The 12,740-nt window shown below is 56.0% G+C and carries 11 protein-coding genes; 5 read left to right on the forward strand and 6 right to left on the reverse strand.

Features of this window, described 5'->3' with window-relative positions:
* Positions 1-49: 49 nt before the first annotated feature.
* From ENH71_RS09335 to purU, 4 genes are all read right to left on the reverse strand, one after another.
* Positions 50-2,344 carry an ABC transporter permease subunit gene (locus ENH71_RS09335; RefSeq protein WP_294130887.1) on the reverse strand — a complete coding sequence of 765 codons (2,295 nt, stop codon included), beginning with the start codon at positions 2,342-2,344 and terminating at the stop codon, positions 50-52.
* A gap of 220 nt (positions 2,345-2,564) precedes the next feature.
* Positions 2,565-3,539, reverse strand: a complete 975-nt coding sequence (locus tag ENH71_RS09340; protein WP_414704684.1) for a PstS family phosphate ABC transporter substrate-binding protein — start codon at positions 3,537-3,539, stop codon at positions 2,565-2,567.
* A gap of 102 nt (positions 3,540-3,641) precedes the next feature.
* A complete protein-coding gene (locus tag ENH71_RS09345; RefSeq protein WP_294130891.1) occupies positions 3,642-5,321 on the reverse strand; it encodes a Na/Pi cotransporter family protein in 1,680 nt (559 codons plus the stop codon).
* 69 nt (positions 5,322-5,390) lie between these two features.
* The gene (gene purU, locus ENH71_RS09350; protein ID WP_294130894.1) at positions 5,391-6,260 is read right to left on the reverse strand and encodes a formyltetrahydrofolate deformylase; all 870 of its coding nucleotides are present in this window, start codon (positions 6,258-6,260) and stop codon (positions 5,391-5,393) included.
* A 178-nt stretch (positions 6,261-6,438) separates the two neighbouring features.
* On the opposite strand from purU, the gene ENH71_RS09355 reads away from it, so the two are divergent.
* The 5 genes from ENH71_RS09355 to ENH71_RS09375 all read left to right on the forward strand — a co-directional run bounded on the left by ENH71_RS09355 (position 6,439) and on the right by ENH71_RS09375 (position 10,661).
* The gene (locus ENH71_RS09355) at positions 6,439-7,479 is read left to right on the forward strand and encodes a hypothetical protein (RefSeq protein ID WP_294130897.1); all 1,041 of its coding nucleotides are present in this window, start codon (positions 6,439-6,441) and stop codon (positions 7,477-7,479) included.
* Positions 7,480-7,577: 98 nt separating this feature from the next.
* A complete protein-coding gene (locus tag ENH71_RS09360; protein WP_294130900.1) occupies positions 7,578-7,985 on the forward strand; it encodes a hypothetical protein in 408 nt (135 codons plus the stop codon).
* Between the two features lie 53 nt (positions 7,986-8,038).
* The gene (locus tag ENH71_RS09365; RefSeq protein WP_294130903.1) at positions 8,039-8,458 is read left to right on the forward strand and encodes a VOC family protein; all 420 of its coding nucleotides are present in this window, start codon (positions 8,039-8,041) and stop codon (positions 8,456-8,458) included.
* A gap of 60 nt (positions 8,459-8,518) precedes the next feature.
* Positions 8,519-9,400 (forward strand): bifunctional 5,10-methylenetetrahydrofolate dehydrogenase/5,10-methenyltetrahydrofolate cyclohydrolase, encoded by an 882-nt coding sequence (locus tag ENH71_RS09370; RefSeq protein ID WP_294130906.1) that lies wholly within the window; start codon positions 8,519-8,521, stop codon positions 9,398-9,400.
* Positions 9,401-9,461: 61 nt separating this feature from the next.
* A complete protein-coding gene (locus tag ENH71_RS09375) occupies positions 9,462-10,661 on the forward strand; it encodes an amino acid aminotransferase (protein ID WP_294130908.1) in 1,200 nt (399 codons plus the stop codon).
* Positions 10,662-10,809: 148 nt separating this feature from the next.
* On the opposite strand, the gene ENH71_RS09380 is transcribed toward ENH71_RS09375, so the two are convergent.
* On the reverse strand, positions 10,810-11,247 hold the full coding sequence (locus ENH71_RS09380) for a universal stress protein (RefSeq protein WP_294130914.1): 438 nt from the start codon (positions 11,245-11,247) through the stop codon (positions 10,810-10,812).
* A gap of 413 nt (positions 11,248-11,660) precedes the next feature.
* Complete coding sequence (locus tag ENH71_RS09385; RefSeq protein ID WP_294130917.1) at positions 11,661-12,740, reverse strand: 3-deoxy-7-phosphoheptulonate synthase; 1,080 nt, start codon at positions 12,738-12,740, stop codon at positions 11,661-11,663.

Below are 12,740 nucleotides of genomic sequence, written 5' to 3' on the forward strand. Positions count from 1 at the left end.
CTCTACATTCGGGAGCTGCAGGCTTCGCCCGCAGCTGTGGCCAGGCGTGTTACAGATTGCTGTAACGTAAACGCAGGCGTTGTCTGATGATTTCGGCGATGGTGTTAACGACAAAGGTCAGCGCCAGCAACACCAGCGCGGCCAGGAACAGCACCCGGAAATGGGAAGAGCCCACCGCCGTTTCAGGCAATTCCACGGCAATGTTGGCTGACAGTGTGCGCATGCCTTCAAAAATATTGAAATTGACAACAGGGCTGTTGCCGGTCGCCATCAACACGATCATGGTTTCACCCACGGCGCGACCGAAACCCATCATCACGGCAGAAAATATACCCGGGCTGGCGGTTGGCAGCACCACGCCCATGACCGTCTGCCAGCGCGTTGCGCCCAATGCCAGTGAACCCTGGGTCAGGTGTCGGGGTACGGTGAACACCGCATCTTCAGCGATCGAAAAGATGGTCGGGATAACCGCGAAACCCATGGCGATACCGACAATCAGGGCATTTCGCTGGTCATAGGTAATACCGATATCGGTGAACCATTGGCGCATGCTGCCATCAAAGAACCAGATTTCCACCCAGGGGCTGAGCTGAATACACACAGTGCCAAACACCAGGATAAGCGGCACCATCAACGCGGCCTCCCAACCATCGGGCACACGGTTACGGAACTGGGCCGGCAGCTGTCCCCACAGATAGGCGAACAGTAACATCATCACCGGCATCAGGATAAAGAAACTGAAAATCGCCGGCAGATGGCTTTCGACAAACGGCGCCAGCCACAAACCGGCGAGAAAACCGAGAATGACAGTCGGCAGGGCTTCCATGATTTCAATGCTGGGTTTGACCACGCCACGCAGCTTGGGTGTCATAAAGTAGGCCGTGTAGATTGCGCCGGCGATTGCCAGCGGCATGGCAAACAGCATGGCGTAAAACGCTGCTTTCAGAGTACCAATGGTCAACGGCATCAGACTGAACTTTGACTCGAACTCGTCTGAGCCCGACGATGACTGCCAGATGTACTCGGGGTCGGCCCGGCCTTCGTACCAGACTTTGTTCCACAGCGCATCCCATGACAGCTGAGGGTGTTCATTCCACATATCGGCGCTGACTACGTCTCCCTGCGCATCAAGCCATAACAGGCCGGTATTGATTTGGGAAATGGCGACCTGCTGCAGGGGGTCGTCGGAGACGGTGTCGAGAAACAGGGTCCGCGCCGAGGTGGCATAATGCACACCCAGTTGCCCGGCGGCATCGACCGCGACAAAACCTTTGCGGGTGTACTCTGGCGCTATCGAGGTAATGGCAGCGCCGTGAGAGTTGAACTGACGCACTTCTTCCAGGCTGTATTGATTTTGCTCGTCCCGGACCAGAAACCACTGACTCAGCTCACCCTGTTCAGTACCAAATACGATGGAAACCGCACCCACCAGAAATTCGGCTGCCGTCACCCGGCTGCCACCACCCACATCAACCGACTGCACCAGCCTGGCCTGCGCCGGAGTGGAGATGTCGTAGTAGTGCACCATGCCGCTGTCATCCAGCACAAACAGGTTGCTAAGTGACTTGTCGATCAACAGTTTCTGCGCGCGCCCCGGAATCGCCGGCAAGGTATTCACGGTGCGACTGACCTGTGTCGCGCCGGTCAGCAGATTGGTACGCGTGGTCATATTGGCGAGCAGCAAACGCCCGTCTTCGGTGACGGCGGCGACAGCCATGCCAGCGCCGCGCTGCATGTTTTCTACCGCGATGACGCGCAAGGCGCTCCCCTGTTCGTCGATAACAAGGGGCTCTTCACCCAACGGATATTCCATCCGGGGCAGAATTTGCCTGACATTGTCGGGAAAGGTTATCTGATAGGCATGCCGCGTAACCACGGCCTCGCCATTGCTGAAGCCAAACGCTGACGTGTTGGAAATAGCTTCTGCCGCGCCAAAACTGGTGACATCGGCGCTGCCGGTAACCGGCATGGTGAAACGCCGCAATTCTACACCGGTATTGGCGTCAAAAAACACCGCCTGACCGCGGTTTGTGTATTGAATACCCAGCTCTTCGTATCGATCCAGTAACAGGCGATAGGTCTGTGCATCGGGATCGGGAAGGGTGTAACTGTCCTGTGGCGTCACCGTTGCGCCGCGCAGAATGGGGGCAACTTCGTAAAACAGATAAATAAAGATGGTGGCCAGCGCCAGCACCACACCATAACCTGCCGCCGTAATGCCCCAGCGGGACATTTTGTCGCGCCGCATACGCTTTTTGCGCAGGGCCTGGCGCCTCTTGTGGTCAGGCAACAGACTTTTACTGCTCTTGCCCGGGGCCGGTAAATCTGGGGTGGTGTCGGTCATCGGTAAGCTCTGTCCTGGCTTTTGTTGTGGGCTGAGTTCAGGAACCCGGGTCTGATTCCAATGTCAGCGATCAATGTCGAGCCGAATCATATCAACTTTAAATGACGGTTTTGTGACAATACTGTCTTATTCCCGAAAAAAGTCGACATCCATGTCATTCTATCTTCCCAGGGGAGAGTCTGCAGACTAGATCATCTGCATGACATGATGATGACAACTGTCATTCAATCCCCAGCTCACCCATAATTCGTGCACCCAGTACCGCTGGCAGGGTCACGAAACCATCCCGGTTGACCACTTCCTGGCCTTGTTTGCTGTACATCATCTTGACAAATTCACGCACCATCGGGTCAAGCGGACGGTTGGGGTGCTTGTTGATGTAAACAAACAGGTAACGCGACAGTGGATAATCACCGCTGGCCGCATTTTCGGCCGTGGCTTCAAACACTTCACTACCTTCGGTTGCCGCCAACGGGACCACACGCACACCGGATGTGCGGTAGCCTATACCCGAGTAGCCGATACCATTGATGGATTCAGTGACGCCCTGCACCACAGAGGATGAACCGGGCTGCTCGTTGATGCTGGATTTGAAGTCACCGCCACACATGGCGTTGTCCTTGAAAAAACCGTAGGTGCCGGACACCGCGTTACGGCTGTAAAGCGCAAAATCACGGTTCTGCCAGTCGCCGGTCAAACCCAGCTGGCCCCAACGCGTGACATCCTGGGGGAAACCGCAGCGACGGGTCGCTGAAAAAATCGCGTCAACCTGGGGCAGGCTCAGGCTTTCGATGGGATTGTCGCGGTTCACATACACCGCCAGCATATCCACAGCCACCGGCAGCTCGGTCGGCGGGTAGCCAAAACGCTCTTCGAATTCACGGATCTCGGACTGACGCATACCACGGCTCATGGGCGCCAGCACTGCCGTGCCTTCGGTCAATGCGGGCGGTGCGGTGGATGAGCCCGCGCCCTGAATCTGAACATTGACGTTCGGGTAGAATTTGTTGAACTCTTCCGCCCACAACGTCATCAGGTTGTTGAGTGTGTCAGAGCCAATACTGGACAGGTTGCCGGAAATACCGGATACACGATTGTAGTCGGGCAAATTCGGGTCTACGTCGGCCGCTACATGGGCTGACAGTGCGAGGGAACCAGCTACCGCGATGGCAGCAAAAGCGTGTTTACATTTCAACATCGTTCGATCTCCTTCAGGGCAATGAAAGTGAATCATTGATTCTGAGCGCCACTGTAATGCTTATGTGTGACAACTATATGACAAAGCTGTAATACAGCGTCAGTCAGAACCGATGGCTGTCTCTGCCCCCTGGTCGCTGCTGCCCGCCGGCCGATCGGGCACGGATTTGCCCGCCAGCGGAACCCCGCGTCCCAGTTCGGCCAGACGGATGGCGATGCGGGTAGCACGTTCTGCAACACGCAGCATCATGCGCAAACTATCAATCGCCGGGTTAAGGCGCTGAACCGGAATCCGCCCCCCGACACTGGCGTCCAGCAAGTCGGTTTTCAGGTCTCGCCAGGTCACACGCAAGGCCTGATAGGCTTGATTTACCTCATCCGCGCTGAAATCGTGCCGATCCGGGTTGCAGAATGCCAGATGCTTCAGCACGGCGGCCCGATACAACAAAATACGCTCGCTTTCATCAGTCTGCAGCAGATACTCAACATCGGAATCGGTTTCAGCGCAGGCCTGCGCATGTGCGACAGCCTCATCAATATAGTTTGCGATGCGCAAAATCATAGGCAATTGCTGTGCTACATCGCTGCCCAGACGATCCTTCTCCAGGTCGGTAACCGATTTTTCCACGTAGCGCACCAGCTGGCGCAGGCCATCATGCTCTGCCTTCAGCCTGGCGTCCGGCGAACCTTCGTTGTTCAGCGCTGCGACTGCGTGGTCGCGGGCAAGTTCAGCCATGCGCTTGAGTTCAAGAAAAAAAGCATCCATGGCCAGCGCCGGCGATACCATGACATTGCTGTCCAGATATTGCGGTCGCCCCAGCTTTTCCGACAAACCGACAAACCGACGCTCCAGCCAGGCACTGACCCGTTTCATGAAAGGGATCAGCAGCAACACGCCGAGCACATTAAAGCTGGTGTGGAACAGGGCCAGGCTTAAAGCAGGATATTGCTGCATGTCGGCATTGATTGATGCCAGCCAGATCACGCCGGGCAACAGCGCAATCCCCAGGACCGCATTGAAGCCATTAATAATAACGTGACCGGCCGCCACCCGCCGCGCATTGGAAGTGGCACCAATAACAGCAAGTGCGGATGTTGATGTGGTGCCAACGGTGGCGCCGATCGCCGCCGCTGCAGCGGCCGGAAAACTGATCACACCACCTGTCAGTGCCGTCAGGGTTATGGCAATGGCGGCACTGGATGATTGCGTTAGCAGTGTCATCACAAAACCAACGCCGACGAATATGATTGCGCCGGCGAAACCCTCCGGCGCCAGACTGGCCAAATCCATATTCTGCGCAAAGCCTTCAAACGCCCCGCGCAGGAAATCGATACCAATAAAAAACAGACCAAACCCTGCGATGGCTTCGCCCAGTGCTCCCAGACGCCGGGAAGGCCCGACCAGTCGCATTGTCATGCCCGCCCCCACCATGGGCAGGGCAAACGCAGTGATGCTGAAATTAAAGCCCACTATCGCCACCAGCCAGCCTGTCATGGTAGTGCCAATCGTCGCGCCCAGCACCACACCCAGCGCCTGATGAATGCCCAGCAAGCCAGCGTTGACAAAGCCGATGGTGGCCACCGTAACCGCGCTGGAAGACTGCACCAGACTGGTCAGAAAAGCCCCCGACACAATGCCGCGCCAGACCGTAGCTGTCGAGCGTCCGAGAATATCGCGTAGCGACCCGCCTGCAGCCAGCTTAAGGCCATCGGTTATCATTGATACGGACAACAGGAACAGACCGAGTCCACCGGCCAGCGTACCCAGTGCAATCAACATTTATTTTCCCCTGGTGGCCGCGCCGTAGCTTTTACAGCACCATCAACGTGACATGAAACGGCACGGGTGTTACTTGAACACAACTGTTTTATTGCCATTGACGATAATGCGGTGCTCGCAATGCCATTTCAGGGCACGCGCAAACGCGGCACACTCCGCATCACGACCAATCTGCATCAGTTCATCGATATCAAAATTATGATCAATACGTTCAACTGCCTGTTCAATAATCGGCCCCTCATCCAGATCCGTAGTGACATAGTGCGCCGTTGCACCGATGATTTTGACGCCACGCATATAGGCCTGCCGGTAAGGGTTGGCGCCCTTGAAGCCGGGCAGGAAGGAGTGGTGAATATTAATCGCACGGCCCGCCATGACTTCACACATGCGAGGTGACAAAATCTGCATGTAACGCGCCAGCGCCAGCACATCCACCTGTTTGCTGGTGACGATATCCAGCATGGCTGCTTCCTGTGCTGTTTTGGTCTCCGGTGTCAGTGGCAGATAGAAATAATCCAGCCCATACCATTCGGTGATACCCCGCATGTCCTCATGATTGGACACCACGCCGACCACATCCGCCGGCAACGCGCCGCTGCTCCAGCGGTGTAAAATATCATTCAGGCAATGCCCGTGTCGCGATACCGCCAGCAGCAGCTTTGGCCGTATGGCCAAATCGAAAAAGCTCCACTGCATATCAAACTGGCCGGCAACGGCGCCGAAATCTTCGTCGAGTTTCTCCGTGGCTGGCAAGTGTGCCTCCACCTCTTCGAATTCAACCCGCATAAAGAACCGGTCAATGACCGGATCGCGGTGCTGTGCCGCCTCACTGATAGTCGCCCCGCGCTGATACAGGAAGTCGCTGACGGCGCGAACAATGCCGTTAGCCTCGGGACAGGACACTGTCAGTACATATTTGCTTCTATTCTCGCTTGTCATAAATCTGTTTTCACCCAGGGTGTATGAGACACCGGTTTGCCGGACGCGAATAATAGCATTTTTCCGCGTCCGGTTAACCCTGCCCCCTGATCGGGGGGTGCCCGTAACAGGAGGTATAGCCTAATCTTCAGCTCTGCAATGAACCTCAACGATTCACGATGGCAATGGAGCAAGAGTGATGGCAATTTTAAACAACAAGCTGCGGCGGGTACTGGCACCCTGCCTGGCAACCGCCCTGATGCTGGGCAGCAGCGCCGTGCTGGCACAGTCAACATCAATTCCGGCATCCCTGGAAGGAACCTATTCGTTGACTTTTGGGTCGGCTCAAACCGGCGCGCCACTGGCCAATGGCACCACAGTCGACATGGTGATTGCAGCCGGCGGCACCGTCTGTATCGCTGATCTGGTTCTCAGTAACCCGACCGTGTCGGGGGCAGAAGCAACCTGGGGCATCCCGGCACTGGGTGTCAAGCTGGCAGTCTCCAACGTGACCACAGGCACGTTTAATGAAGCCAATGTGTTATCCACATCAGGTAATTTACTGGGCCAGTTCACCGGCTCCAAGACCAGCAATTCCACCAGCTGTGCACTGCTGGGTGGTACACCGCCGGACATGAGCCAGGTCAGTAACCTGATAGCCAAAGCCGAGGAGCTGTACGCCGATCTGTTCCCGAGTACCGCAACGAACACGGCCTTCAGTGTCCTGGATGGGTATGTTTACCGTTTCTACGACAGCACCGGCATCTATATCGGCATCAAGAACAACACCGTGTACGTGCAGGGCGGCGCATTCGGCGACGGAGCGCCGGTCACCATCGGTACGGTTGCCAATACTCTGGCTGAGCTGACCGGCCAGCCAGTTGATCCCGTTGACGAGCCCGTAGTCGAAGTCCCGGACGGCGACTACACGCTGACCATCGCCGGCACGGTTTCTACCAGCGGCGTCAGCACACCGTTCACCTTCGAAATTGACAGCATACCGGCACCCGGCAACACCGAAATCGACAGTCTGGAAGATGACGTCAGGAAGGCACTGGACGATGCTGAAGGGGTTGATGCCAGTACGTTCAGCAGTTTCCAGATCAGCGAAGTCAGCGTCACTGATGACAGGGTTTTCTACCGCGCCCGGTTCTCTGCGACCACCACCACACAAACCGTGATCGGACCAATCACGACCAACGTGGCCTACAACCTGACGTTTGAATACCGGAAGAAGTAAACCCGCCCGGATTCCGCGTCTGGACATTCGTGACAGAGGTTGTTGCCGGTCGGCAACAACCTCTTTTTTTATCTGCCAGCGCGCGTTATGCTGTCGCCATGACAAAACTCACACGCCGCCTCCTGTTTCTCGCCGCCTGCACCTGCGCCTCATTGCTGGTCAGTGTTAACACACTGGCTCAGGATCTGAGCGGACAATGGCAGGGCACACTGGTAGCCGCACAGTACAACCCGATTGACGTGGTGTTTAATTTTCAAAAAGCAGATAGCGACACGCCTCATACCGGCACTCTCGACATCCCCAGTCAGTTTCGCAGCGGGCTGCCCATCGACAGCATCAGTATCCGCGACCAACAGATCACCATCAGACTCAGCAGCATTCAGGTGGAATACTACGGCAGCCTGGTACTGGCAGAAAACGGCGAAGTGATTGCCATTGAAGGCGACTGGAACCAGTCCGGCGAATATGTTCCATTGCGCCTGACCGCCGGTACGCAGTCGCCGTAGCAGGACCGCCACCTCCGGTCACAGACCAGACTCACCAGCCTCGGGAGACCCTTATGAAATACCTGCACACCATGGTGCGTGTCAGCGACCTTGATGCATCGCTGGATTTTTATTGCAATAAACTGGGGCTCAGACAACTGAGCCGTCGTGACAACGACAAAGGGCGTTTCACGCTGGTTTTTCTGGCCGCGGAAGGCGACGAAACAGCACAGATCGAGCTGACCCATAACTGGGATCCGGAAACCTATGGTGAAGGCCGCAACTTTGGTCACATCGCGTACCGCGTCGACAATATTTATGATCTGTGCGCCGAACTGCAAAAAAAAGGTGTGACCATCAACCGCCCTCCCCGGGACGGTCGCATGGCGTTTATCCGCTCGCCGGACAACATCTCCATTGAGCTGCTGCAGGCGGGTGATCCCCTGCCGGCGCAGGAACCCTGGCTGAGCATGCCCAACACCGGCAAATGGTAGCTTGAGCCACCGCCAGCGCTCGTTTATGATTGCCTCCTTTATGCAACAGGGGCTTTCAGCATGCAATTACTCGACGGCAAACAGACAGCGGAAACGATCAAGGCGCAGATCGCTGAACAGGTTGATCAACTCCGCGCCCAGGGGGGCAAAATCCCTCATTTGGCGGCTGTCCTGGTGGGGAGTGATGGCGCCAGCGAAACCTATGTCAACAACAAGGTGCTGGCCTGCGAGCGCGTAGGGTTCAAAAGCACGCTGGTGCGGCTGGACAGCGATGTCAGCGAAGACGTCCTGCTCGCCGAAATCGACAAGCTTAACAATAATGCTGATATTGATGGCTTTATCGTTCAGCTACCGCTGCCGCCACATATTAACGAAACCCGCGTTACCCTGGCCATTGATCCGGCCAAGGATGTTGATGGCTTTTGTCCGGAAAACGTTGGCCGCCTGTGCCTGGGCCTGCCGACCTTCATTTCAGCAACGCCAAACGGCATCATGGAGCTGCTGCGCCATCACAGCATTGAGACCGAAGGCAAACACTGCGTCGTGATCGGCCGCAGCAACATCGTAGGGACGCCGATGTCGCTGTTGATGTCACGCAACACCAATCCGGGCAACAGCACCGTGACCCTGGTGCACAGCCGCACCAAAGATATGGCAGCGATCTGTCGCACCGCCGACATTCTGATTGTCGCTATCGGTAAAGCTGAATTTGTCGGCGCCGACATGGTCAAGGACGGTGCCGTGGTGATTGATGTCGGCATTACCCGATTGCCCGACACCAGCAAAAAATCCGGCTATCGGCTGGCCGGCGATGTCGACTTTGCTGCCGTTAAAGACAAATGCAGCTGGATAACACCGGTACCCGGCGGCGTTGGCCCGATGACGATCGTATCTTTGCTGCAGAATACGCTGAAGGCGCAGAGTCTGCGTGAGCACTTTTGACTGACAATTGGCACTATGCAAACCCATTGCTCCCCGACTACACCTGAACAGGAACTACCGCATGTTTGACAGCCTGAGCCCCCTGCCTGCTGACCCCATACTGGGCCTGTCGGCGGCACACCGCAGTGACAGCAATCCACGCAAGATTGATCTGGGCGTGGGAGTCTATAAAGATGAGCAGGGCCATACTCCGGTCATGCGGGCAGTGAAAACAGCCGAAGCCCGGTTATTGCAAAACCAGGTCACGAAAACCTATGTCTCACCGGCCGGGTCAGCGACCTTCAACTCGCTGATTGCCGATCTGGTGCTGGGCGACAGCCTGAACAAAATGCTGGGCGATCGCCGCGTCACATTTCAGACCCCCGGTGGCTGCGGCGGCCTGCGACTGGCAGCTGAGTTTATCCAGAAGGTCAAACCCGGCAGCAAAATCCTGGTCAGCGATCCCACCTGGGCCAATCATGTTCCGTTGTTGGGTGAGGCCGGTCTGCAGATCGAGACTTACCCCTACTACGACTACAATAACCACGGTATTCGCTTTGATGACATGATGACTCGCATCAGCAAAGCCGGGGTCGGCGATCTGGTGCTGTTGCACGGATGTTGCCACAACCCCTGTGGCGCCGATCTGAACCAGGATCAATGGCAGGCGGTGGCCGCACTGGCACAGAAAAACGGCTTCACGCCGTTCATCGATCTGGCTTACCAGGGGCTGGGCGATGGCCTGGCGGACGACAGTTATGGCGTACGCCTGCTGGCGGAAACCTTGCCGGAGCTGATTGTGGTGAGTTCATGTTCGAAGAATTTTGGCCTGTATCGCGAGCGCACCGGTGCGCTAACAGTCATTGCAGACAATGCCAACGCTGTGCAGGCAGCCGCCAGCCAGATTGCCTCAACTGCACGCGGCATGTATTCGATGCCACCGGATCACGGTGCCAGTGTGGTTGCCGAGATTCTTGCCGACAGTGAACTGAACAGTGACTGGGAGCAGGAGTTGACTGAAGTTCGCGAGCGCATAAACAGCCTGCGCTCGGCGCTGGTTACTGAGCTCAACAAACAGGGTATTGATCGCGACTTTGGGTTTATTGAACAGGAAAAAGGCATGTTTTCCTTTCTCGGGCTGAGCGTTGACCAGGTACAGACCTTGATCAACGATTACAGTATCTATCTGGTGAATTCGAGTCGTATCAATATTGCCGGTATTAACAGCAGTAATATTGGCTACCTGGCGCAGAGTATTGCGGCAGTGCTTAAGTCCAGCTAGCCAGCCCTTGCAATGACAAGGGAGCCTTAAACCTCAGGGGGGGGTACCGGAGCCGGCTCCGGTACCCCCCCTGAGGTTTAAGGCATTTGGCTGGATGCCCCGAAGGGCGGGGCCTGGCGCAGAGTCACCTGGACTTGTTCAGAGGTTCCTAGACCCTGATGGTCAGCACGTCGCAATGGATGCCGTGCAATACGGCATTGGCAGTGGAACCGAGGACGGCACGGACCGGGTTGTGGCCATGACTGCCGATAACCAGCAGATCGGAGCCCAGTTCTTCGCACAGCTTCTTGATTTCGGTTGCCGGTTTGCCACGCTGGAAATGCACCTGTTGCGCCGGCACCGATGGCGACACGGCCGCCAATTTTGCGCGCATTTTGCTGGCAACCTGCTCCTGATGCTCTTTCTGGACTTTCTCAAAGTCTGCCATGTTCAACTCAAATGAATAACTACCCAGCAACGGCTCGAACACCATCACTACATCCAGTTGCGCATTGCTGTCACCGGCAATCGCCAGCGCTTTGGTGATGATCTTGTCTGACTCATCAGAACCATCTACCGCAACCAGAACTTTCTTGTAATCCGTCATAAGCTGACTCTCCGTTTATTTCGTTAAACTCATTTAACTGACAATTGTTTTAGCTGTTTTTGTTGTTGTGAACCTGCTTGCATCATAGTTAATTAGTCACACACGGGCAATGGCTGCCGTCAGACAACGACCGGAGCCGGCAAATCAAAACAGGTGCAGTTGATGCAGATCAACAAGCAACCCGCAGCAATGCCGGATCATAGCCATAACAAGAGGGAAAAATCCCCGGCACCACGCTTGCAATAGCTCATAAACCTACTGTCGTCAATCTCTACTACGGGAGCAACACAATGGAAGATCGTCTGGTAGCACGCAACATCAGCGTTACTGTTGGCACTATCGCACTGGTAGCCATCGGCCTGGTTATTATCTCCATGACTATTGGTGGATAAGCGCCGGATCACGACGCATTATCAGCCACGTTTTCTGGCGGGCAGCACCGGGCGCAATCGTGTCGCCATCTCACGCAAAGCCGCCTCGGTCGCCGGCCAGTCAATGCAGGCATCGGTTATTGACACGCCGTACCGGATCTCCTCAAGGTCATCCGGTATCGGCTGATTGCCTGCGTTGATATTACTTTCCAGCATTACCCCGATGATAGACTGGTTGCCGGCTTCAATCTGCGCAGTCACATCCTGCAGAACGTTCAGTTGTTTTTCATACTGTTTACGCGAATTGCCGTGGCTGCAATCAATCATGATGTTTTCCGCGATTGCTGCCTTGCGCAGTTCCTGCTCACACCCGGCGACAAAAGCAGCCTCATAATTCGGTTCTTTGCCACCGCGCAGAATGACATGGCAATGCGGGTTACCCGAGGTACGGAATGCAGCAACCTTGCCGTCTTCGGTCACACTGATGAAGGTGTTGATCGCAGAGGCTGCGCGAATGGCATTGACCGCCACTGACAGGCCGCCATCTACATTGTTCTTGAAACCCACGGCTGACGAGATACCACTGGCCAGTTTGCGGTGCGTCGGTGACTCCGTGGTGCGGGCACCGACCGCTGTCCAGCTTACCAGGTCCTGCAGGTATTGCGGAGAAATCAGATCCAGTGCTTCAACGGCAATCGGCAGGCCGAGTTCATTGATGTCCAGCATCAACTGCCGGCCAATTCGCAAACCGTGCTCTATGCGGTGACTGCCGTCCAGGTGCGGATCATAGATCAGCCCTTCCCAGCCCACCGTGGTGCGCGGCTTTTCGAAATACACGCGCATGACTATCAACAGGGTCTCTTTCAACTCCTCCGCCAGCGCCTGCAGCTTGCGCGCATAGTCCATCGCCAGTGTCGTATCGTGAATCGAACAGGGCCCGACGACAACGATCAGCCGGTTGTCCTTGCCGTCGAGAATGCCCTTGACGCTGCGATGACCACCCAGCACCGTCTCCAACGCCTTGCCGGCCAGAGGCATCTCCTGCTTCAGCTGAGCCGGCTGAGGCAGCTCCTCAGCCGAGATAATATGAAAATTGTCCACTTCGTCTTTTGTCTTTGGCAT

The sequence above is a fragment of the Pseudohongiella sp. genome (assembly GCF_011050365.1).
In the GTDB taxonomy this organism is placed as follows: domain Bacteria; phylum Pseudomonadota; class Gammaproteobacteria; order Pseudomonadales; family Pseudohongiellaceae; genus Pseudohongiella.

Excerpts from the sequence above, each read along its gene's own strand:
- ENH71_RS09335 (WP_294130887.1), bottom strand. The coding sequence starts at position 2,344 with ATGACCGACACCACCCCAGATTTACCGGCCCCGGGCAAGAGCAGTAAA.
- ENH71_RS09355 (WP_294130897.1), top strand. The coding sequence starts at position 6,439 with ATGGCAATTTTAAACAACAAGCTGCGGCGGGTACTGGCACCCTGCCTG.
- ENH71_RS09370 (WP_294130906.1), top strand. The coding sequence starts at position 8,519 with ATGCAATTACTCGACGGCAAACAGACAGCGGAAACGATCAAGGCGCAG.
- ENH71_RS09360 (WP_294130900.1), top strand. The coding sequence starts at position 7,578 with ATGACAAAACTCACACGCCGCCTCCTGTTTCTCGCCGCCTGCACCTGC.
- ENH71_RS09375 (WP_294130908.1), top strand. The coding sequence starts at position 9,462 with ATGTTTGACAGCCTGAGCCCCCTGCCTGCTGACCCCATACTGGGCCTG.
- ENH71_RS09385 (WP_294130917.1), bottom strand. The coding sequence starts at position 12,740 with ATGCCAAAGACAAAAGACGAAGTGGACAATTTTCATATTATCTCGGCT.
- ENH71_RS09365 (WP_294130903.1), top strand. The coding sequence starts at position 8,039 with ATGAAATACCTGCACACCATGGTGCGTGTCAGCGACCTTGATGCATCG.
- purU (WP_294130894.1), bottom strand. The coding sequence starts at position 6,260 with ATGACAAGCGAGAATAGAAGCAAATATGTACTGACAGTGTCCTGTCCC.
- ENH71_RS09345 (WP_294130891.1), bottom strand. The coding sequence starts at position 5,321 with ATGTTGATTGCACTGGGTACGCTGGCCGGTGGACTCGGTCTGTTCCTG.
- ENH71_RS09380 (WP_294130914.1), bottom strand. The coding sequence starts at position 11,247 with ATGACGGATTACAAGAAAGTTCTGGTTGCGGTAGATGGTTCTGATGAG.